The organism is Paenibacillus sp. FSL P2-0121, from assembly GCF_037975345.1.
GTDB lineage: Bacteria > Bacillota > Bacilli > Paenibacillales > Paenibacillaceae > Paenibacillus_AQ > Paenibacillus_AQ odorifer.
Genome location: NZ_CP150245.1, coordinates 2,638,267 through 2,660,684, shown reverse-complemented (window position 1 = coordinate 2,660,684; position 22,418 = coordinate 2,638,267). Strand labels below are relative to the sequence as shown.

Annotated in this window: 14 protein-coding genes; 3 read left to right on the top strand and 11 right to left on the bottom strand. The window is 43.5% G+C overall.

Annotated elements, in window-relative coordinates; genetic code table 11:
• Window positions 1–14: 14 nt before the first annotated feature.
• The 7 genes from MKY54_RS11580 to MKY54_RS11550 all read right to left on the bottom strand — a co-directional run bounded on the left by MKY54_RS11580 (window position 15) and on the right by MKY54_RS11550 (window position 11,749).
• On the bottom strand, window positions 15–3,167 hold the full coding sequence (locus MKY54_RS11580; protein WP_339190531.1) for a beta-galactosidase: 3,153 nt from the start codon (window positions 3,165–3,167) through the stop codon (window positions 15–17).
• On the bottom strand, window positions 3,164–4,483 hold the full coding sequence (locus tag MKY54_RS11575) for a glycoside hydrolase family 125 protein (RefSeq protein WP_339190529.1): 1,320 nt from the start codon (window positions 4,481–4,483) through the stop codon (window positions 3,164–3,166). The genes MKY54_RS11580 and MKY54_RS11575 overlap by 4 nt, the downstream gene beginning before the upstream one ends.
• Before the next feature lie 122 nt (window positions 4,484–4,605).
• The gene (locus tag MKY54_RS11570; RefSeq protein ID WP_076129999.1) at window positions 4,606–6,123 is read right to left on the bottom strand and encodes an ABC transporter substrate-binding protein; all 1,518 of its coding nucleotides are present in this window, start codon (window positions 6,121–6,123) and stop codon (window positions 4,606–4,608) included.
• Window positions 6,124–6,208: 85 nt separating this feature from the next.
• Window positions 6,209–7,132 (bottom strand): carbohydrate ABC transporter permease, encoded by a 924-nt coding sequence (locus tag MKY54_RS11565; RefSeq protein WP_038569957.1) that lies wholly within the window; start codon window positions 7,130–7,132, stop codon window positions 6,209–6,211.
• Between the two features lie 18 nt (window positions 7,133–7,150).
• Window positions 7,151–8,080 (bottom strand): ABC transporter permease subunit, encoded by a 930-nt coding sequence (locus tag MKY54_RS11560; protein ID WP_076129998.1) that lies wholly within the window; start codon window positions 8,078–8,080, stop codon window positions 7,151–7,153.
• 281 nt (window positions 8,081–8,361) lie between these two features.
• Complete coding sequence (locus tag MKY54_RS11555; RefSeq protein WP_076195203.1) at window positions 8,362–9,936, bottom strand: response regulator transcription factor; 1,575 nt, start codon at window positions 9,934–9,936, stop codon at window positions 8,362–8,364.
• A complete protein-coding gene (locus MKY54_RS11550) occupies window positions 9,911–11,749 on the bottom strand; it encodes a sensor histidine kinase (protein WP_339190528.1) in 1,839 nt (612 codons plus the stop codon). The genes MKY54_RS11555 and MKY54_RS11550 overlap by 26 nt, the downstream gene beginning before the upstream one ends.
• Window positions 11,750–11,999: 250 nt before the next feature.
• Between MKY54_RS11550 and MKY54_RS11545 the strand changes: the two genes are divergently transcribed.
• The 3 genes from MKY54_RS11545 (at window position 12,000) to MKY54_RS11535 (ending at window position 17,186) form a co-directional block, all read left to right on the top strand.
• A complete protein-coding gene (locus tag MKY54_RS11545) occupies window positions 12,000–15,146 on the top strand; it encodes an alpha-mannosidase (protein ID WP_339190526.1) in 3,147 nt (1,048 codons plus the stop codon).
• Between the two features lie 167 nt (window positions 15,147–15,313).
• The gene (locus tag MKY54_RS11540) at window positions 15,314–16,504 is read left to right on the top strand and encodes a pectin acetylesterase-family hydrolase (protein ID WP_175617385.1); all 1,191 of its coding nucleotides are present in this window, start codon (window positions 15,314–15,316) and stop codon (window positions 16,502–16,504) included.
• Window positions 16,505–16,550: 46 nt separating this feature from the next.
• Window positions 16,551–17,186 (top strand): TetR/AcrR family transcriptional regulator, encoded by a 636-nt coding sequence (locus MKY54_RS11535; RefSeq protein WP_076129994.1) that lies wholly within the window; start codon window positions 16,551–16,553, stop codon window positions 17,184–17,186.
• A gap of 2 nt (window positions 17,187–17,188) precedes the next feature.
• Here MKY54_RS11535 and MKY54_RS11530 read toward each other — a convergent pair whose 3' ends face one another.
• The 4 genes from MKY54_RS11530 to MKY54_RS11515 form a co-directional block, all read right to left on the bottom strand.
• Window positions 17,189–18,541 carry a HAMP domain-containing sensor histidine kinase gene (locus tag MKY54_RS11530; RefSeq protein ID WP_280752742.1) on the bottom strand — a complete coding sequence of 451 codons (1,353 nt, stop codon included), beginning with the start codon at window positions 18,539–18,541 and terminating at the stop codon, window positions 17,189–17,191.
• Window positions 18,538–19,215 (bottom strand): response regulator transcription factor, encoded by a 678-nt coding sequence (locus MKY54_RS11525; RefSeq protein ID WP_076100805.1) that lies wholly within the window; start codon window positions 19,213–19,215, stop codon window positions 18,538–18,540. Before MKY54_RS11525 ends, MKY54_RS11530 begins: the two co-directional genes overlap by 4 nt.
• A gap of 59 nt (window positions 19,216–19,274) precedes the next feature.
• Window positions 19,275–21,248 (bottom strand): serine hydrolase domain-containing protein, encoded by a 1,974-nt coding sequence (locus tag MKY54_RS11520; RefSeq protein WP_248549223.1) that lies wholly within the window; start codon window positions 21,246–21,248, stop codon window positions 19,275–19,277.
• 201 nt (window positions 21,249–21,449) lie between these two features.
• Window positions 21,450–22,415: a 2,3-diaminopropionate biosynthesis protein SbnB gene (locus MKY54_RS11515; RefSeq protein ID WP_339190524.1), complete on the bottom strand. Its 966-nt coding sequence runs from the start codon at window positions 22,413–22,415 to the stop codon at window positions 21,450–21,452.
• Window positions 22,416–22,418: the final 3 nt, after the last annotated feature.

Genomic DNA, 22,418 nt, shown 5'->3' with positions numbered 1-22,418 from the left:
ATCTACCAAGTTGCTTAATGTAGAAGATGTGGATAATTGACATGAATCTCGACTTCCTGCGGGCGATAAACACCAAGCAAATCTCCTTTACTATCCGTGGCAAATAGAACAGAACGTTCCTGTTCCAACACGAACGAATAAGTTCGGCCAGTGGCCGAATCCTTCACCTCGATCTTTGCATCCTGGGCATATTCCGACACGAAGGTAAAAAGTGCACCCGTAGCAAAGCTCAGTTTTCGTCCGTAGATACCCGCTAAGTCCCCACCACTAATCCATTCAAAATCACGTTCCACAAAAGCAGCATTAACCGCGTAGCGGTAAAGTGCAGCCGTAGTATCCCTACGCTCACTCAATTCAACTGGCAGTGGACTCCATAGGAGTCGACCCTTGCCCAGCGGAAGGTTCACGACAGTGTCTATAGTAGAACTCCCACCATTTTTTTGAATGATCGTTTCCTTCGTCACCTCAGCTATCCGGCGGTGGCCGAAAGAGACAGGCAGTACTTGACCTTGAAGCATAAGCACTTCTTCGCGGCGCACATTACGCAATTCGCGTTTGCCAAGAATATCACTCAACCGATCCGAAGAACGCCAGTAGGCATCAATGCTTAACGGTCCAGTGGCAAGCAATACCGCTCCTGTCTCTTCAACGATATGTAACAACCGTTCCATCGCTGCATCAGCGAAGTTATGCGCGCTTGGCAGTATAATCAGCTTCGCAGGGTTCTTCTCCAAATCATCTAGGTGGTATTCAGAAGCCCCCCGAAAAGACATCTTGAGCTCATAAGACAGAATGCGGGTAAGCTCTGTTGTAGACGCAAAAGCCAACTTTCGATTAGAGAAATCATTCGAATAAGGGAACACCACCGCAATCTCTTCCAATTTCCGATCACCAAATATATCACGGATACCTTCTATAAACTTCCCGAAATCATAAGATACGTCTGCCTCAGGCTTCTCGGTTCCATCCGCTCTCAGTGCTCCGATATGGGACTCATTCGCATTATCCATATAGAAATTCGTATTCCAGATCCAGTGAATAGCTCCCGCACCAGCCGTTCCAAAAGCGTAAGCATACTTGCGTTCCAGCAAATTCCGCAGCTCTTGTTCTGAACGTTTGGCTCGGCCATCTGGAGTTTCTACATACATGACGCCTGTCTCCTGAATTAGGTTTGGCTTATTGGGGGTTTTGGTAAAAATGCCATCCCATATCAAATAGTCGTTAAACCACCAGGAGTGCACAGTAGTGTAATCTACCGCTTCCTCATAGAAAAACGGCGAAGGACGCTGCGCTCCTAGTCCCTCATCCTGGCCAACCGTAACCATCTGAGCTGGACATTGCTCCTTAATGGTATCGTATAATTGCTTCACCCAACGGTTATGCATTTCCATAGAGAACAAACAATAGTCCAACCAGCGTGTCCCCCTCTTAGCACTGTGCATATCTTGTACGTCGAAGTTCATCTCTTTTGCTTCAGGCAGCCCTGCCGAAGCAAAGGCCGGAAGCTGTGCGGGCGTCATATTCCAGCGTTCCTGCAGCACTTCGATTACACCATGTCTTTCTTGTAGCCATTCCCTAAAAGCTTGTCGCTCAAAGCGATCATGGCATGAACTCGGGCCGTCCGAGAAAATACGGTCCGGATCAAACATCGACGGTTCATTAATAAGATCCCAGTCTACATTCGAAGAATCTTTATGACGAGATACAATAGACCGAATGAACCGCTTCTGAGCCTCAACACTTTGTGGGTCCAGATAAGGATTTACCCCACCCCACGTTTCCGGGGTGAAGGAGAAAAACGTGAACGTCACCTGAAGATCATGCTTTTTCGCCGTCATGATGAAGGCGTCGATCGCCCGCAATACTTCTTCCGAGACATGTCCATCGTCTTGCATCACATTGCGATAAGCTGTCCAGATCCCTGTACGGATCCAGTTAATCCCGGCCTTCCGCATCTGGCCCATATCACGATCCCAAACTCCGACGTTCGGCAGAAATAGAAATTTACGCGCCACATCACTCGCCATATAAGTCATGCCGACCACTGGTAGCGGACGCCCATCTTTTATAAAATAATCTCTGCCGCTCGTTACCGGATGGCCTGCTGCCAGCAGCTCAGGAGCATGACCCCAGAACCCTTGGCGCAGAATGCGAACCTCACCATCACTGGCTTCTGCTTCACAGACAATCTGGTAGAGGCCCCTACTTATCTCCAAAGGAATAGGCAGACGCACCATGTTTAGTTCTGCATTCGCCTTCATTTCCAAACTCTGAGACCACTTCAAAGAGGTATCTGATTCATGCTCTACATGAATTGTGAAATTCCATGTATCTTCATTTCGCATAGAAGGTCTCACTCGTTCAAGCTGCTGAATCTGAAGGGTTAGGGAAGCACGTTCTCCTGATTCATAAGACGCGTAATTGGGCTTAACCCACATTTCCGTAACACCCTTGCTGCAGAAACGCGCCCAATTGGATATCGCGGAAGGACCTTTTTGCTCCCAAAAAGAAGCTGTTGCAGGTGTATTTACGAACAGCCAGCGTGAACCTGCATACAAACCGCTCGTATTCTCCCAAAGAACCACTGGGGCAGCGGTTTCTCGACCCTCGGACGTAATTCCCTTTAAGAGCGGGTAAATCCGTGTGCTCATCGGACCTGCCGAGCCCATTTGATGTGGTAAATCACTCGTCTTTGTCGTATGTGGCACGAGGTTCCATGTGTCCGCACTCGTTAGAAAAAGAGATTCTTGACCCTTAAGCAGAGGAATGACATCCAAGGCAAGCAATGAATGGTTGCGTGAGCATTCAACACGAAGTGCCTCATGAATATACAGCTCCTGATGATAGGAAGTCTGCTCCGCTTCGACATGCCATCGGCCATTTTCCCAACGAACAGGTTGTTTGAAGGGTGCGCCTCCAATGCTAATCAACCCGCCACCTCTTTGCAGGTATTCAAGAATGGCTATCCAGGCCGCTTTCGGGAAATAGGGTGCATGCAGATTGATGAAACAGCCGCCTTTCGTTTCGCATAGCGTTTGTGCAAGCTGATTCTCACTTACAATAGATCCGAACTCACTCATGGATGTAATCGCATCGCTAGGAATGGGACTGGAAATTGGAAAATCAGAATCATAAAATATGATTACAGGTCTACTCAGGCTGCTCATAGTAGTCCTTCCTTCATCATTTTATAGACAAGTTGGGAGAACAGACTATTGGACCAGGCGAACCATTTTCTAGTGAACGTATTCGGATCATTAACATGGAATCCCTCATGCATAAAGCCAGTATCCGCATCCGTAGCTTCTAACATCGCAAGCATCTCCAGCTTTTCTTCCTTAGTTGAAGCCGTCAAACCTTGCATGGTTAATGCCATATGCCAGATGTAGTCTTTGGGAGTATGCGGACTGCCGATTCCCTTCGCTGCGGTTCCTTCAAAATAAAAAGGATTCTCCTTGCTCAGAGCAAATCGTCTCGTATTCTGATAAATTTCATCCTCTGCGGTAACATAGCCGAGATAAGGAATCGACAGGAGTCCTGGTGTTCCCGCATCATCCATCAAGCAGTAGTTGCCATAACCATCGGTCTCGTAGGCGTAGATTGGACCGAATTTCGGATGACGATAAATACCATACAATTGAATTCCGTGATCAATCTCAGCTTCTAATGCTTTAAGCTGTTCCAGAAATTCAAGATCACGGAATACCCATTCAGCGAATTCCTGCATATGACGTAATGCAACAACAGCGAACATATTCCCCGGGATGTTGTAATGAAAGTCGCATGCATCATCACTCGAGCGGAATCCCGACCAGACCATACCCGTGTAATTAACAGGCATACCTAGACCGTTATTACGCAGTGTATCTTCAGGAATCCCATTGTTACGCGTAAACCGGTATGGAGATAATTCACTATGGCGCTGTTCAGTTTTGAACAGGTTGAATATTTTGATCATTGCTGCCTTAAATCCGGCGTCGAATATATCAGCCTTTCCGGTTTCTTTCCAATAGGCATAAGCCAGACGCATGGAAAAACAAAGAGAATCGATCTCGAATTTACGCTCCCACACCCAGGGGGACATTTCCGTAATATCGCTAGTGCTCCAATGCCAATCATTCGCTGTCTCATTAAACGCATTGGCGTACGGATCGATATGAATATACTCGATATGACGTTTAATTAACCCGCCAATAATCCGCTGAAGATCGGGATCGTTTTTAGCAAAGGGCACGTAGTGCATAACCTGCTCCACAGAGTCTCGCAACCAAGAAGCTGGGATATCTCCTGTAATTACAAACGTTGTCCCATCATCCATAAGCTTAGTCGTTGTCTCAAGCGTATTGGGAAAACAGTTCTTAAAAAGCTGCAACAGCTTCGGCCGATGAGCTAACTTCTCCTCTGCTTCGTTCAATACTTCTTGAACCGCTTGAGGAAGCGGCAGCTTCGGCATAGAGATGGTGGGAAGTCGGAATTGTTCCATATTCTCACTCCTTCATAATAAATGGGGATAGATAGAGAGACGGGCAGCATAGCTGCCCGTCTCCACTAATCCTATTTGTGTTACCTTTAGTGATTAATCTTAGGCGTGTTACGTTCATTAGCTTATTTCTTTGTCTGGTTCCACTCATCAAGTTGCTTTTGAACTTCTGCAATGACTTTATCAAGTCCAGCTTCTTTAAATTTCTTCGCTGCTTTTGGCAGATATGTTTTAGGATCAACAGAACCTGTGTATAGCGCTGGCATAAATTCTTTAGTTACGTTGTTGATAGCCGCTACTTCTGTTTTTACAGGTGTAGGATCAAATGCAAAACCGAAGGTAGGGGCTTCTTTTGAAGAATCATTAAACTTCTTGAAAGCATCCCATTTATCAGCAGGGTCATCAGCATGCAGATAAGTCAGTAACATGTTCCCAAGTGTGAAGCCTGGCATTGCATAGCTATCTTGCATAGCTGGCAGATCTTCAATGACATTGTCGGAGATTTTCTTATAATGAGTGCCTTCAATACCATAGTTGAGCAAATTGCGTAAGTACTTATCTGTATTCAAAAGATTCAAGAACATCATCGCGCGCTCAGGATCACCTGAGGTTACGGAAATCGCGTGCATCGAACCTGCGGCGGACTGTGTATATACATAAGGCTCATGCATAGGCGAAGTTACAATTTCATAACCTGCTGAACGAGACCAACCTTTTTCTGCATAAGGCTGTGTGATTTCGCGATCGGCAAACCATTTACCGGTCTTAATGTTATCAATACCTTCAAGTGTCGCAACGTCTGGGCGTAAGTAACCTGCTGTGTAAAGTCTACGCATCGTATCTAACGATGTTGCAAGTTCAGGTGTCTCCAGAATATTAACAACCTTGCCATCTGTGGAATCCATATAGACCCCGATAGGTAGCTCATCACCTAGTACATAGTCAAATGGCATGAATGGTTTAAAGCCTTTAGGAACAGCTAGAGGTGTAATATCAGCCGGCTCGTTCTCTTTAATCGTTTTAAGAAGTGGCTCTAGATCATCCAATGTACGGATATTGGAAATGTCCATGTTATATTTATCAACATATTTCTTATTGAAGCGCCATACCCATTGCTGTCCAAGCTCCTTATTTACAGGAACACCATAGATCTCACCTTTAATCTTAGTTCCTTCTAAGAAACGAGGGTCCAAAACTTCTTTCGTTTCCTTACCATACTTATCTAGCAGATCATTCAGACCCAAGAACGTCCCATTAGCAGCGTTACGACGGAAGTCATTTGTCCAAGAAGAGGTAAAGGCAATATCATAAGGCTCACCGGAAGCGGTGATGACTTGCATCTTCTTATCGTAATCGCCCCAATCGAACATCGTAATGTTCAACGTCGCGTTAATTTTTTCTTGGGTATATTTATTAACTTCTTTTAAGACAAGATCTAAATCCTTTTGAGGTCCACCAATTAAATACATCTTCAACTCATATGGCTTTAATTCTGATGTGTTCCCTGCTGAATTCCCTGCTGCCGCTGAATTGTTTGTTTCTTTAGCAGCATTTGTATTATTATTCGAACCACATCCAGCTAGAAGGCCAGAAAAAAGCATTGTCCCTGCAAGAGCGAGTGTTAAGCCTTTTTTCATTTTCATTTCTATTTTCCCCCTTTAGATTAATGAACGCTTTATTTATATCGATTCCTGTCCTAGCGATTCGAATAAATACATCTTAGTAGTGTTACTCCTTTAAAGAGCCCACGGTTAAGCCTTGTACAAAATACTTTTGGAAGAACGGATACGCTAGTGCTATAGGTAAGGTCGCCAGTACAACCATCGCCATACGAACGGTTTCTGTTGGCAAGGTTGCAGCAATCTCAAAGCTTGATCCCATCTGCATACTGTTCTGAATGACAAACTCCATATTATTCTGAATTCGCATCAGCATCGCTTGGAGTGGAACAAGACTCGCATCATCTATATACAGCAGGGCATTAAACCAATCATTCCAATAGCCCAGCGTACAGAACAATCCAATCGTTGCAATCCCCGGTAAAGAGATTGGAAGTACAATTTGCAGGAAGGTCCGAAACTCACCAGACCCATCAATTTTGGCAGCCTCAATGAGTGCATCAGGTACGCTAGTCTGGAAGAAGGTCCGCATTACTAGAATAAAGAATGCATTCATCGCTATGGGCAATATTAAAGCCCATATCGTGTTGTACAAATGTAAAAACTGCGTAGCCACGATATAGTTGGGAACCATTCCGCCTGAGAATAACATCGTGAAGAAGGCGAAGAAGCTGAAATAATTACGATAGCGAAATGATCTTCGAGAGAGAACATACGCATAAGTTGTTATTAGAAATAAACTAATGAGCGTACCTAGTACAGTAACCATCAAAGTAACTCCAAAGGAACGAAGCAATTGATCACCTGTGTTAAAAACAAACTGATAAGCTGCTAAACTATATTTTTCGGGTAACAAGCTAAATCCATTTAGAGCAAGTACTTTCTCATCTGTAAAAGAAATGGCTATGACAAACAAGAACGGAAACACACAAGTAAAAGCGAAGATGCCAATTATAATATTGAGTACCACATTCCATAAAGGAGTAATGGCGTTGTTGTCGATTTCTTTTGGCTTACGTTTGAATACTGCCATAACGTCACTAACTCCTTTCTAGAATATCGCATTCTCTTTGCTGATCTTTTTCACAATAGAATTCGTTACAAGCACCATGATAAATCCAACAATCGATTGATATAGACCCGCTGCTGTACTCATCCCTAGATTACCTGTCGTACTCATGCTGCGATAAATATAAGTATCGATAACATTCGTTACGGAGTATAGAACACCTGAATCCCGAGGGATTTGATAGAATAAACCGAAGTCCGATCTAAAAATACCACCAATCGCTAAAATCGTTAGCGTTACCATTAAAGGTTTAAGCAAAGGAAGTGTAATAAACTTAATCTGCTGCCATTTGCTGGCCCCATCAATCATAGCTGCTTCATAGTAGGACTTGTCGATACCCGCTATAGCCGCTAAGTAAACAACACTTGAATAACCAATTGATTTCCAAATCCCCATGAAAATTAGGATATATGGCCAAAAGCGAGTATCCCCATACCAGGAAATAGGATCGCCTCCGAAGTAAACAACCACTTGATTCAATATTCCTTTATCTACACTCAGAAAGCTGAAGGTAAAGAAACTAATAATGACCCAAGAAAGGAAGTAAGGCATAAACATCGCCGTTTGATAAACTTTAGCCATCCGTTTGTTCACAAGTTCATTTAAGGTGATCGCAATGCCCACCGCAAGAACTAAACCGAGAGAGATCAACGCCAAGTTATAAAGAATCGTATTTCTTGTAATGATATAGGCGTCCTCCGTCGAGAACAAAAAGTTGAAATTTTCAAGGCCAACCCACTTACTATTTAAAACGCTTGCAAAGAATCCATCCCGATGAATCTTGAAATCCTTGAATGCAATTACTGTTCCAAACATCGGTAAGTAGCAAAAGATCAGGAACCATAATGTCCCTGGTAATACCATAAACCAGAGTACTTTATCCTTAATTAAACTTTTGAAAAATGCAGGCATTATTCCACATCCCCCTTCTCTCTATCCCCAAACAACCCCTATATATCCCTTCGATCTTTTTCCCTCGCCCCTTTAACTACCCTTAATTCTGCGCTATAAAAGCGGTTTCATAAAGTTGAAAAACTCCAGAATCAGATGTAAAAATTAAAGATCCACAGCAGAAGGGACATTTAAAAAGTCTATTTCCCCTTAAATTTGAGCAAAAAAAAAGGAAACATTCTCGTTATCAACGTCCATGAAGCCCGTACTTGAACGTGATACTCAGGAACATTTCCTTTATTTTAGGATTTTGCTTTTTTGTACATATTCCGAAGCTCTGTCGGCGATACACCTACTGATTTTTTAAACTGGCGATAGAAATATGCTGGATCCGGATATCCTACTTCAGCTGCAATTTCGTTGGTTAGTAACGTAGTTTGAAGCAGCAATTGTCTTGCCTTTTCAATTCGAAATTGATTAACATAATCAGAGAAACTACGGCCCATTTCCTTCTGAAATAGCTGGCCCAAATAATTAGGATGCATTTCCATACGCTGACTGAGCGTTTTCAGGGATAGCTCTTCTCTATAGTGTTTGCTTACTTGATCAACCATATATCTCATATTCGGACTGAGCTCATCATTTACTAATGATAATTGGTCTAGTGTTTCTTTCACACTTTCCTGCACATGGTGCACCAATTGCTCAATAGTATGTATGCGCAGCAATGGATTAAACACGGCACTAAAATTAGAGTTTTTCTCCATTTTCTTAGCAATCAACATTAACTCAATCGCTACGTTGTAATTATCAATGCGGGTAATCATGCCACAGCCAAACAGCTTTTCGAACGTTTCTGCGATAAATTGGTTCGTAGCCTCCCGGTCTCCAGATAATAATAATTTGGTGAATTCCTCATAATCAATTTCGAGCTTCTCCTCATGCAGAACCATCTTTGATAGTTGTTCCACATCTATAATCGGGTAACCCGGTAGCATAAGATGATCAACATATAAACTCTTCGCCTTTTTATAACTATTTGGGACTTCCTGAAAAGCATGCTCCTTACTTCCTATCGTTATCCAGACAGACTTTTCTAACTCATGCATAATCTCACATTGCACTTGCTCCAGTACACAATAAAGCTCTTCTTTGTTCTCAGCTTCAGCCCGCTCAGCAATAATAAGAACAAGATCACCTTCCATATCTATAAATACAATAACGGTTCCAAGTTGCTCTAATGATTTCACAGCGATACGATAACATTCATCCATAAGCTGATTCCTATGGAGTTTATCCTGGCCCTCATCGTCATCCTGTTCGGTGATAAGCCGAATCGCAGCCACCGTAAAAAATGAACAGTCCAGTGAGATATTTAAGACTTTTGAACGGTGCTGTAGCTCCTGCCGGCCTATATTGCCAGTTACCCAGCGGTTTAGAATATTATTGCGTAGAACTTGCCAATCCTCTTTAGCATGAAATTGTTCAACATCCTCTTGATTCAGCACTTCAACAATTTGTTCAATGGTTGATTCCAACTCATGTATATTAATGGGTTTGAGAATATAATTTTCAATGCCTAGACTCATTCCAGCTTTTAAATACTCAAATTGCTCATACCCGCTCAAGATTATAAACCTCATTTTTGAATCAAAAACCTTTATTTGCTGAATCAGTTCAAGTCCCGTAAGTTTTGGCATCGTAATGTCAGTAATTAATATGTCGATCCCTTCATTATGATTGCGTAGAAATTCTAAAGCTTCTTCCCCATTAGACGCTTGTCCCGCGATTCTCAATCCATATTTTTCCCATTCAATCACTGAACGTAATCCTTCAAGAATAAGAGGTTCATCATCCACGATAAGTATATTGTGCATTATTAGTACTCTCCCTTACTACTGGTATATTCATGATGACTATTGTTCCTTTATTTACTTCACTAGCGATCGTTAATCCATATTCAGTCCCATAATAAAGTTTAATTCGTTCATTCACATTACATAGGCCTACCGAAGAAGGAGGTTCATCCATTCTCATACTGACTTGAAGCATTTGCTGTAGCTCTGTCAGCTTGCTGGCAGTAATTCCATTCCCGTTATCACTTATAGCAATTTGAATTTCCCCGCCAGATTCAGTAACTTCAATACGGATGAGATTGCCAAAACGGTCAGGTCTAAATCCGTGAACAATATAATTTTCAATGACCGGTTGGATGAGCAATTTAACGATAGAACAATTCATGGCAACTGGACTTATTTGTGATATGATTTGGAGCCTATCTTTATGTCTAATCTGAAACAACTCCAGATACAAATTGCAGTATTCAATCTCATCAGATATTGTAACGACCATGCTTTTCTTAATCATCGTTCGAAATAATGTCGATAAAATGTAAATCATCTGACCTACATCCTTCGCTCCTTGCGTAATTGCCCGCATCCTAATCGCCTCAAGTGTGTTATATAAAAAGTGTGGATTAATCTGCGATTGAAGTGCAACTAGCTCTGCATTTTTCTGCGTAAGCTCCGAAATGTACACTTTATTAATATAGAGTTCTAATCTTTCACACATATAGTTAAAGTTGTTCGCAATTAGCTGCAATTCATCTTCTCGATTTAGGTGAATACGTGTGCTTAAATCACCTTCCTGTAAGCGCTTCATAGATTTGATAATGATCTTCACTTTTTTAGAAAAACGTAAAATAATTCCGTATGTAAAAGACATTGCAGTAATAATAAGCGCTGTGGTAGTCCCGATAATCCAAGTTCGAACCGTTTTCATTTCGTTGTTGACCTGTGACTTCTGAATGATCCCTGCCATAATAAGACCTGAGCTATTCGTTGTATTTAAGTTAACCTTGGAGATCCCATCCAGTGTTGTCCAGCCATCCGCATGAAGCGCATCGAGATGTGGATATCGCTGTCCCATATACCTTCCCAATGAATCATATATAACGTCACCGCTTGGGGTTAAGACCAACAATTGACCATTATTTTCTGCAACTTTTGTGCCAAGCCATTTTGAAATAAGTTCTGCGTCAAAATCTACTATGAGCATCCCGATCGTTTTCAGTGTAATCGGATCTTTAATTTCCCTAGTCATTGTATACAAATTGTTATTGTCTTCTCTTATTTCCTTAAGCACTAATTTGGTTTCATGCGAGACCCAGCCATTCTTCGGTAAGGATAACTTTTGCTTAGAACCGTCCATGTCGCTCAAGTAGAATTGTCGGGTATTATTTTTATATAAATAATAAAATTCTTTCTCTGTACTGTATAAAATAACGTCATAAATCCCGTTTTTCTGATTCAAATAGGTTTTGAAATAAGTATCGAACGTATGAGGAACGGAGCTCCCTATGTCTGCATATTGATCTAAACGGTATTTAAGATAATCCCCATAATCATTTTGCAAAAAGTAGGACAAATCCTCACTGACAGAGGCATCGCTATAAATTTGCTGGATAGCCACTTGGATGCTTTCGTACTGCTGATTCATATACAAACTTACATAATCCAGCACCTCCCGATTGGCATCTACATGTTGGCGAGTGATCGTCTGCTCATAGTATTTATATACGGTAATGGATGAGGCAATTAACGTAATTATAATGATCGAAGAGTATATAGCTAAAATTTTATTGAACAGTTTTTTCTGCAAATGGTTTTGATAAAATTTCTTTACATTCAACAAAGCCACCTTCTTTCTGAATATCACCTTTAGGATTAGAAGCTTAACATCACACTTCTTTTTCTGCAATGGAAGCGCATGCATTTTTTTATTTATATATTCTAGCGCTCCACCTTTTCTCTCCACCGAGAGTTTACAACTCACACAAAATCGTCTATAGTTGATTTCTACCCCCCAAACAAACCTATAATAACCCAAATAGATCTTAATTTCCTCGTCCCCCATCAACATATTGGAGGGGCTATTACTCATGTTTCTAACCAAACGCAAACTCAACTCCCAACTAAACGAAATTTCCGAATATCGTTACAGGGATCGTATACACATTCCTTTTTTCAACTCAATGATTGACGAACAAGGTGAAATTGCAGCCGAACCGCCCGTGGATGGAGAATGGTCTAAGCTACGAGTTGGAGATACCTGGAAAGGCCGCGATTTGTATTTATGGCTAACGACAAATATAGACGTGCCTGCCTCTTGGGCAGGCCGTAGAGTACTGGGTCGATTTGATTTTGGCGAGACGGGTGCTGGAAATAACTCCGGATTTGAATCCTTATTCTTTTTCAACGGCAAACCCTATCAAGGTGTGGATTCCAATCATACCGAAGTGTTCTTGCCAAATGAAACGACAGGCACTCAGCTTCCACTGACCTTCCGGTTATGGTCGGGACTCGAAGGTGGCGGCCCTAAAAAAGATCAGACACATGGCATTCGCATGGCTGAAATTTGTTGGCTGGATGAAGCAACGGATGATTTCTATTTTACCGCGCTTGCTGTAGTTGAGACGCTGAACGTACTCGATGCCAAAACTCCAGAATATACACAACTTATGAGTACAGTAGACCGCTCCTTTCTTCTGATCGACTGGTCTCGTCCAGGTTCAGACAACTTCTACGCTTCGATCGGGGAAGCCCGCAATTATTTGCGTGATGAAATTAACAAAATGGAGAAATCCTCACCCGTCACAGTTACCTGTATTGGCCATACCCATATTGATGTGGCTTGGTTGTGGCAATTGAAACACACCCGTGAGAAATGTGCGCGTTCCTTCTCAACCGTACTACGTCTGATGGAAATGTTCCCGGACTATACCTTTTTACAGACTCAGCCGCAACTCTATGAATATATCAAAAATGACTATCCAGAAATCTATGAAAATATTCGTGAACGTGTAGCTGAAGGACGCTGGGAAGCTGGCGGCGGCATGTGGCTTGAGGCAGATTGCAACTTGACCTCAGGGGAGTCTCTAGTCCGTCAATTACTCTATGGAACTCGCTTCTTACGTAATGAATTTGGGGTTGAATGTGACTATTTATGGCTGCCGGACGTATTTGGCTACAGCTGGTCCTTGCCACAAATTCTAAAAAAATCAGGAATTAATACCTTCATGACCACAAAAATTAGCTGGAATCAATATAACCGGATGCCACATGATACCTTTCAATGGCGTGGGATTGATGGCACAGAGGTGTTAACACACTTTATTACAACGCCTGAGCCTTGGTCCGAAGAAGATTCTTGGTTCTACACTTATAATGGCCGGATTATTCCTAAGACTGTGAAAGGAATTTGGGATACTTACCGGGATAAAGAAGTGAATCGCAATCTGTTACTTTCTTACGGATATGGCGATGGTGGCGGGGGTGTGAACCGTGAAATGCTAGAGATGCGCCGTCGGCTAAACGATCTTCCCGGTCTGCCGAAGATTGAAACAGGAACAGCGGGAGACTACTTCCGTACCCTGCAAGAAACTGTTGCAAATACAGATCGTTATGTCCATGTATGGGATGGCGAGCTTTACTTAGAATATCACCGCGGCACCTACACAAGCCAAGCCTACAATAAGCGGATGAACCGTAAGCTTGAGCTGCTATACCGTGAGGCGGAATGGCTAAATACACTGCAAAGTGTGATGACAGGTGACTGGTCGAACTATCGTCAGACCGATTTAGACGAGGGCTGGAGAATTATTTTGCGCAACCAATTCCATGATATTATTCCGGGCTCTTCGATTCGTGAAGTGTATGAAGACAGTACAATTGAGTATGCACAAGCAGAAGCAATAGGTCAGTCTGTCTGGGAGCAATCCAGTAAGGCACTTGTGAGCGGAAATGAAGCCGGTAAATATACGATCTGGAACAATGCTGCTTGGGAGCTGACAGAACTCGTAGAAATTACTGTTGAAGCCGGGATGGAAACAGGACATTGGATAAGCTCAGAAGGAAAACAACTACAAGCTCAGCGTGAAGGTGACCGCTGGATCGTTGAAGTATCTAACATTCCTTCTCTTGGATACACAACGATCTCCTTCGTAGAAGATGTGAATTCTAAGTCACTAAGCGCTCCATTCAAGCTAAATGAATCAGGAATCTCAACGCCTCACTTCGAAATTGAATGGAACGAACAAGGTCAATTAGTATCCATCTATGATATAAATGAACAAAGACAAGTATTAGCAAACGGAAGTCACGGTAACGTGTTCCAAGTGTTTGAAGATAAACCCCTAGCCCATGAAGCTTGGGACATTGACATCTACTATCAGCAAAAGAAACGTGAAGTCACCGACTGCCGCAGCATTGAAGTCATAGAAAAGGGTTCACTGCGATGTGTTGTACAATTCACATGGAGTTATATGGATTCCACGATTAAGCAGCAAATGATCTTACATGCACACCATCGTCGTATCGATTTCGTGACAAAGGTAGACTGGCATGAGCGACAACAGCTAATGAAAGTAGCTTTCCCTGTTGCAATACGAGCTACCGAAGCCACTTATGATATCCAGTTCGGTAATGTTACGCGTCCAACACATTGGAACACTAGCTGGGATTACGCTAGATTCGAGACTGTGGGGCATCAGTGGGCAGATTTATCAGATCGTGGTTATGGCGTTAGCTTGCTGAACGACTGCAAATACGGTTATGACATCAAGGATAATGTGATGCGTCTATCCTTAATCAAATCGGCAACGCACCCTGACCCTGAAGCGGATCAAGGTGAACATACTTTCACCTACTCTATCCTGCCTCATACTGGGGATTGGCTACAGGGTGACACCGTCCGTCAAGCTTGGTCCGTCAACAACCCTCTACGGAGCACCATGGGGCAAGCAGAAGGAGCATCCAAGTCGCTTATTCGCCTTTCTACTCAGACGGTTATGGTTTCTGCGATCAAGAAGTCTGAGGATGGTCAAAAATTAATCGTACGTGTGCACGACTATTCCGGAAGCCGTCAGCAAATTGATATGACTAGCGACTTGAATATTATTTCGTGGCAAGAGTGTAATCTAATGGAGCGTCCTGAAGGGGAAGTCCACACTGAACCTGTCATTACTTTTATACTTGAACCTTACGAACTAAAAACATTTGAAATTGAAGCAGCAAAATTAATAAAGTAACATACAAATAAAGTAACATACAAAAATCGGGGTGTCCCTGTAGCCATGGATCAAAGGCTGCGAGGACACCTCTTTATATATTTTCTCACGATTGTTTTATGATTTTAGGTATACACCTTGTGTAATGAGTGATCTTGACGTATACTCCGAGTAAGGGAGAGATGGATATGAGAAAAATGAGGAAAATCACAATATTCACAGGTATTGGATTATTCAGCCTTGTTTTGATTGCCATGTTTGCAATCAGCGCTTTTGTAATCAAAAGACCGGCGACTACCACCCCTGTAATTGCGGAAGTGAAGCCTTACAAGTGGAATAAAGTCACGCTAGACGGAAATGTCATATCAAGTGATGGATCAGAGTATTTTTTGTGGAATAAAAAGGGTGAAAATAATAACTGGATCATCTTTTTTTCCGGTGGCGGAGCCAGCTGGGATGCCCAAAGTGCCGCACACCCCATCAAGCTTATGAACTTTATTAAAGGTGGAGATACAGGCAACTATTTCCAGAACATCCCCTTCTATATGTTGACATTGCTGAGAGGCATGATGGATACGGATAACCCTGCCAATCCTTTTCATGGCTGGAATGTGGTCTACCTTCCCTATTCAACCGGTGACTTCCATATCGGCAACCGCAAAGTTGAATATAAAAAAGATGACGGCAGCCCCTTTACTATGCGTTATAACGGCAGCAATAATGTGCGAAGCAGCCTCGATTGGATATATGCCAACGTGGATAAACCCGGCAAACTACTGATTGCTGGCGAAAGTGCCGGTGGCTTCGGGTCCGCTTTTTGGGCTCCCGAGATCGCCTCTCATTACAAGAACTCCGAGATTTTCCAATATTCAGACAGTTCCTTCTTGAAATCAGACAAGTGGCCAAATGTTGTGAAGCAGGAATGGCAGGCAGACTTCGTGAAGAACTTCGGATATGCCCCTGAAGCGGATATCATCGGGGCAGCTTTTAAAGCGAACGGCCATCTACTTCCTGCGAATGCGATAATATTGCAATCCTACTCGGTATTTGACGAGATTCTAATCCACTTTCAGAACAACATCAACGATTACAAGGGGCCAAGAGATCAAAGTATCATTAATGAGTGGTCACACGAAATGCGGCAATCTGTTTCTTCTTTGGCAGCCACTTTACCTAATTATTATTACTATCTCACCGACTATGGACTGAACGCTAAGACGGGTACAACTCCGCACACTTTTGCCACCAGAGAGACCTTCTTTCAGGCTGAACAGGATGGTGTGAAGCTTCTGAATTGGTTAGGTGATGCGATCAACCGGCAGAACCCCTATTCAGTGGGCAGCAAATTCCTCATGAATTCGAAGCCAGCTCAGAAATAGTGCTAGAAGCAGCGGAAGAGTTGCAACAAGACAGGAGAGAAAATCAATGAATTTGCGGGAAAAGCAAATGCAAATGACAAGGGAGATCATTAAGGATACAGCGCTTAGCTTATTCTGTGCTCAAGGTATTGAGCGCACGGATATGGCACAGATTGCGGAACAAGCCGGCATCTCCCGGCGTACTTTGTATCATCATTATAAAGACAAGGAAGAGTTAGCCGCTCAAATCTATGTCCTTAATCTGGAGCGGATGTTTGGACAACTGCTGTTTGATTTTGATTTTGAACACCCTGTACAGTCATTGGAGAACATTCTCGATAAATATCTGGCATTAAGAGATCAGCAGGAAGCCCTGATCTACTATGATGCCATTTTTGGAGTTTACTACAGCACGCTTTCCAAAAATCCCGCGGAACTTCCTGACTTTAAGCAGGCTATGGAAGGCTGGTATTCACGGTTAATTCTCCTTGAGTCCATATCAGTCGCTCCGGAGGAAAAAAATAAGTGGCTGGACATTCTGCACAAGTCCACCCACCTGTATTTCATGTATTTACAAAAAGCCGTCATTATTACTCATCAGCGGGGGGGTGTGGTTACGGAGGAAGATCGGGTTATGGACCGGCAATTCAAGGATTTCATTATGTTTGGCGTACGGCAATCCAAGAATCAGACAAACCCTTAATTTCACTTATGGGGCAACCTGACGATAATCGTCGTTCCCGCTCCAACCGCACCGTCCACTTCTATGTTTCCCTGATGCAGGGAGACAATTTTTTTAACGATTGCAAGTCCCAAGCCATTGCCATTGTTGTTTCCATTCCGTGACTTGTCTATTTTATAAAATCTTTGGAATACGGCGTTGAACTCTTCCGGGGAAATCCCGATCCCGTTATCACTGATGGTGACCGATACATCTGCTGCACTGTCATCTATACTAATGCGGATGTTCCCGCCTTCAGGTGTGAACTTGATGCTGTTGCTCAGCAAATTCATCCATACTTGCTTCAGCTGATCTTCATCACCCTTAATTTTGACAGTTTCCGGCAGCTCAAGATCGATAACGATGCCTTTGGCTGACCATTGTGGCTCACAGGTCACAACGATGGTTCTAATCTGCTCGTCAAGATTGAAGGAACCTGCATTAAAGGGATGATGTTCAGAATCCAGGGAAGCGAGCTTCAGCAAATTATCACTTAACCTCGACAGACGTTCACTCTCTGCAATGATGATATCAAGATATTCAGAACGTTCCTCTTCCACGATTAGATCATTGTTCTGCAATGCCTTGGCAAAGCCGGAAATAGACGTAAGCGGTGTCTGAATTTCATGAGAAACGTTGGATACGAAATCCTGCCTCATCTGTTCCAGCTGCTTCAGCTCCCCGGCCATCTCCACATAGCTTTGTGTCAGTTCCCCTATTTCGTCTACTCGGTTTACTTTAAGCTCTACCTCGAAATCACCCTTGGCCAGCCTTCTTGTCGCATTCGTCAAAGCTTTGATCGGCTCCACCAAATATCTGGCGGCAATAAGAATGCATAGACTACCCAGTAAAAGCACGAGTAAAAGCACAAAGAGCAGCATCCGATTGACGATATTTTCGTTCTCGGCAGAATACTGCAAGAACATTGCTTGCCACTCCCCGTTAAACATAAAGGGCATCCCGATAAAGGTATCCTTATCTTTCGCGGAGGAACGATAGAGTTTTCCTTGCAGCACTTGTTTCACAGCCTCGGGGGTGATAGTGACGGCCGGACTATCCTTGAGCCCATAAAAGGTATATTCCCCGGAATGATTATACAAGTGGATAGGGTATGCAGATACCTTAACCATACTATTCAAGAACTCGTCTGTATCCTCAGGCTTGGCGTCATCATAACGGTGAATGATCTCCTTCCCCACTGTGATCATTTCATTCTGTCCCTCGTAACTTATTTGTTTCTGAAAGACATACAAACCAATGAAAAAGGAACAGATCAGACTAAAGATAATGATGCCTAGAAACGTGAGAACGACGCGTACATACAATGTCTTGATCATAGCGCAGGGATCAGCCGGTATCCTAGGCCGCGGGCCGTTTCGATTTGAAATTGCTCGTCGTTACCGCAGAATTTCTCCCTCAACCGGCTTATATGCACATCTACAGTCCGGCCGTCTCCTTCATAGTTCAATCCCCAGATTTGAGAAATCAACTGTTCTCTTGTGAAGATTTGCCTAGGGTGACTAGCCAGCAGAAACAGTAGCTCAAATTCCTTCAAAGGAATCGTTACCGGTTCTTCATCACGCGTAACCTGGAAAGTGCGGCGGTTAAGCACCACATTGCCCAACTGCACAGACTGGGAAGAAACAACCAGCGAGCGTTTAAGCAAAGCTTTTACTCGCATCACCAGTTCAAGCGGATCAAACGGTTTGGTCAAATAGTCATCCGTGCCGAGTTGAAAACCTTTCACTTTATGTGCAGATTCTCCTTTAGCCGTCACCATGAGGAGGGGAATGTTGGCATCAGAGCGCCTGATTTCTCTGCACAGATCCCAACCATCCAATCCTGGCATCATAATATCTAGGATGACGAGATCGACTCGCGAGTTCTCTATAATGGACAGCGCTTTGGTACCATCCCTGGCTTCTTTGAGGTCAAAACCTTCTTTTCGCAAAAACAAAGACATTAGCTTTCGGATGTTATCATCATCATCAGCAATAAGTATAGTAGCCACGATTGTCCTCCTCTCTTAAGCTTACATTATATATGATATATTCTTGACAAGAAACGAAGTTATCCGAACTGCCAACCCAACAGGTTCCAATAGTAGAAAAACAGAGTCATCACTACAGCCGAAAGTGCCACTAGTGTATAATGCACACGCTTGAAAGCTGTCCAGTATTTATTCTTCCAAACCAGTATAGCCGAGATTAGCAAAGCTAAAGTCAGTCCAACCAAAAGGATTGGCATAACTAAACTGAGAGAAAGCGAAAGACTGATACCGCTGAACTTCTGCATCGTATCCATGGACATAACCACCATAAATATCGTAACGAAAGATAGCAGCGCCCACCCAGCAGTTCCCGCAGATAAGCGGATGGCCCACTTTTCCGGAGGCGTCATCGCCTTGATCTTGCGTCTTGAGAAGATTAGTCCAAGCAATGCAGTGATGAAAATCAACCCCGAGCCGCCAAGTACGATAAGCCAAAACTTATTCTGATTCAAGAGTGGCGTACGCTCCAGTGGCATTTCCGGTGCCATACCTAAGAGCATATGTGTAACCTTACCGGACTCATTTGTGCGGAAGCCGATTTGTTCGGTGCCTCCCTCGAGCTGGAACAGATTCGGAGCGATTTCTCTATACAACTGTTGTTCACTACCACTTCCCAAAGATAGCTTATTGTCCTTTACCTTAACATTTAGCTGGGCAAAAAAATTGAAAAATTTATCAATATCACTGTGGTTACGGCGTGTGAATTGATAGGTTCCCGCATATTTCTGAACAGATTCTGCAGAAGTGGAGAATTCAGGCTGCTTCGCTTCAGGATCGGGATAATAGCGCTCAAAAAAGGCATGGACTAGGCCTGCCGCGGAATCACCGCCCTGACCGCCGTTATAGGAAACAAAGATACCTACATGCTTGGCAGGCACAAGATAAAACTCCGTATTAAACATGGGGTCGGAACCACCATGAGTGATTAGTCGAAGACCATTGATGCGTTTCTCAGAGAACCCCAGATCTACTCCCGGCATACGTTTATCGAATTGGTACGCCGTTGAATGCATTAGTTCTGCAGTCTCCGTTCTAAGAATCTGCTGGTCACCATATTTCCCGTTCTGCAGATGGGCAATCATAAAGTGCGCCATGTCTACTGCTGATACTGTACCCGAGCCGGCAGGACGAAAGCCTCCCTCGAAGGTAGGTGTGCCAGGAATAAAGCTACCGTTCTCACTCGTGTACCCTACAACTTGATTGGGTATGAATGACTCCGGCAAAGGCTCTACCACCGTCGAATATTTCATGTCGAGCGGATCGAAAATATACTTTTGTATATAGTCATTGTAAGGAACACCGCTGACTTCCTCCACAATCAGACCCGCGAGAGTAGCCCCGAAGTTCGAATAAGAACTCATCTCTCCGGGGGGTCTTACCCGTGCCAGCATATGCTTATTGAGTGTTTCCGAGATTGATCCCGGCAATTTGGCAGGGTCGGTAGTGATTTGATAACCCACTCCACCCTCTTCAAACCCCGCTGTATGTGTCATCAAATGGCGCATCGTGATCGGCTCAGGATAAGTAGCAGGGATCTTCAATGATTTCAGGTAGGTGTTAATATCAGTGTCCAGATCTATCTTACCTTGTTCGACCATTTGCATCACCGCTGTCCAGGTGAACAGCTTTGTTGTTGAAGCGATTCGAAACATGCTGGTTGTCGGATTAACCGGTGCCGCTTCTTCCAGATTGGAACTGCCATAACCTTTGGCCAAAATAATCTTGCCGTCTTTTACAATGGAGATAACCGCTCCCGGAATTTGCAGCCGGTTCATATCTTTTTCCATAATTCCATCAACGAAGCTAGTCAGTCCCGAGGTATCATCGAGATTGGCAAATGCTTCAATTTGCGCTGCCGGCAGTCCGGTTTGACCCGTTTGGTTCTCAGCAGAGGCCCGTTTCCCGGGAAATACCAAGCTTGCGCCAAAGCCGGCACTAATCACAGCCAATAGGGTCAGACCAGCGATCAGCCTTTTTTTCATAGGTGTCAACATTATTATCCTCCGAGTCATCATTTATTGGGGTGGATGATCATCCGCCTAACACTTATAGAGATTATCAGAGTATTATGAATGGAACGTTAACAAGACAATAAAAAAACTAGACAGCAATCCACCCTTAAAAGTGACGGATCATAGTCTAGTTACATCAGAAAAATCTATAAAAAATCCCATAGCGAACGTATGCCTACAACCTTACTGTAGCTCAGTCCCGATCCCTTTTTCTCTAGCCTTCTTCACGAAGTATACCGCTGTTGCGATATCAAAAACCGCCATCCCCATCGGACAAAAGAAAATCGGCTCATCGGCTCTGAGTTCATTCAGGCAATGGCGCGAGACGACATCGGTAATCATTCGGGTATCGGCACGAGTTAACCCATGTTTCAGATGGAGCTGCTGTATGTCAGTATTTTCGCGGCACACCTCATCCCAGTCGTCGACGATTATGGACTTCACCGAAGCTAATGCCTCAGGCTTATAATCACGCAGTGAAATATTCAGTAGAAGACTACCTTCCGCCGGAAGCATATCGATATATCTATGATTGGATACGGTACAGGTGATAAAGATATTGGACTTTAGATAAACGTCCGCCCACGTCTCCTCCACTTCTATCCTATCCTTATATATAGATGAGATGTCTGACAAATCTACTTCCCTTATATCAAAGATGCGGACACGTTCAACTCGATCTCCGTACAATGCCATAACCATTTGAAAATGATATTGCCCGATTGGTCCCCAGCCGATAATGCCAAGATAAATCCGTTCAAGTGAACGTGCCTGCAAAAAGTAGCCAATCATCAGTCCACTGATGGAAGCTGTCCTTACGATGCTGGGGAGCGGAGAGCTTAGGACGGATATAGGCTCGCCCGTAATGGGATCATTCAAGACAATGATGCTATGCGCGCGGGGAAGACCAACCTGGATATTATCCGGGAAGCTGGAAATCCATTTGATCCCTGCTGCGTTCACGTTCCCCCCTACGTATGCGGGCATTGCAATAATACGATTTTGAGGATTTTTATACCTTAGATAAGGTTTTACGGGCTGCGCGTAATCTCCAGAATCAAGTATGCGCACCGTAGTTTCTATCGATTCCACGAGAGAAGGCCAATCAAGCCCCACCTCCCGGATGTCCCGATCGTTTAAATACAGCATTCC

Coding starts and splice junctions, on each gene's coding strand:
- MKY54_RS11560 (WP_076129998.1), bottom strand. CDS start 8,080: ATGCCTGCATTTTTCAAAAGTTTAATTAAGGATAAAGTACTCTGGTTT.
- MKY54_RS11580 (WP_339190531.1), bottom strand. CDS start 3,167: ATGAGCAGCCTGAGTAGACCTGTAATCATATTTTATGATTCTGATTTT.
- MKY54_RS11515 (WP_339190524.1), bottom strand. CDS start 22,415: ATGCTGTATTTAAACGATCGGGACATCCGGGAGGTGGGGCTTGATTGG.
- MKY54_RS11555 (WP_076195203.1), bottom strand. CDS start 9,936: ATGCACAATATACTTATCGTGGATGATGAACCTCTTATTCTTGAAGGA.
- MKY54_RS11535 (WP_076129994.1), top strand. CDS start 16,551: ATGAATTTGCGGGAAAAGCAAATGCAAATGACAAGGGAGATCATTAAG.
- MKY54_RS11520 (WP_248549223.1), bottom strand. CDS start 21,248: ATGTTGACACCTATGAAAAAAAGGCTGATCGCTGGTCTGACCCTATTG.
- MKY54_RS11530 (WP_280752742.1), bottom strand. CDS start 18,541: ATGATCAAGACATTGTATGTACGCGTCGTTCTCACGTTTCTAGGCATC.
- MKY54_RS11575 (WP_339190529.1), bottom strand. CDS start 4,483: ATGGAACAATTCCGACTTCCCACCATCTCTATGCCGAAGCTGCCGCTT.
- MKY54_RS11540 (WP_175617385.1), top strand. CDS start 15,314: ATGAGAAAAATGAGGAAAATCACAATATTCACAGGTATTGGATTATTC.
- MKY54_RS11565 (WP_038569957.1), bottom strand. CDS start 7,132: ATGGCAGTATTCAAACGTAAGCCAAAAGAAATCGACAACAACGCCATT.
- MKY54_RS11545 (WP_339190526.1), top strand. CDS start 12,000: ATGTTTCTAACCAAACGCAAACTCAACTCCCAACTAAACGAAATTTCC.
- MKY54_RS11570 (WP_076129999.1), bottom strand. CDS start 6,123: ATGAAAATGAAAAAAGGCTTAACACTCGCTCTTGCAGGGACAATGCTT.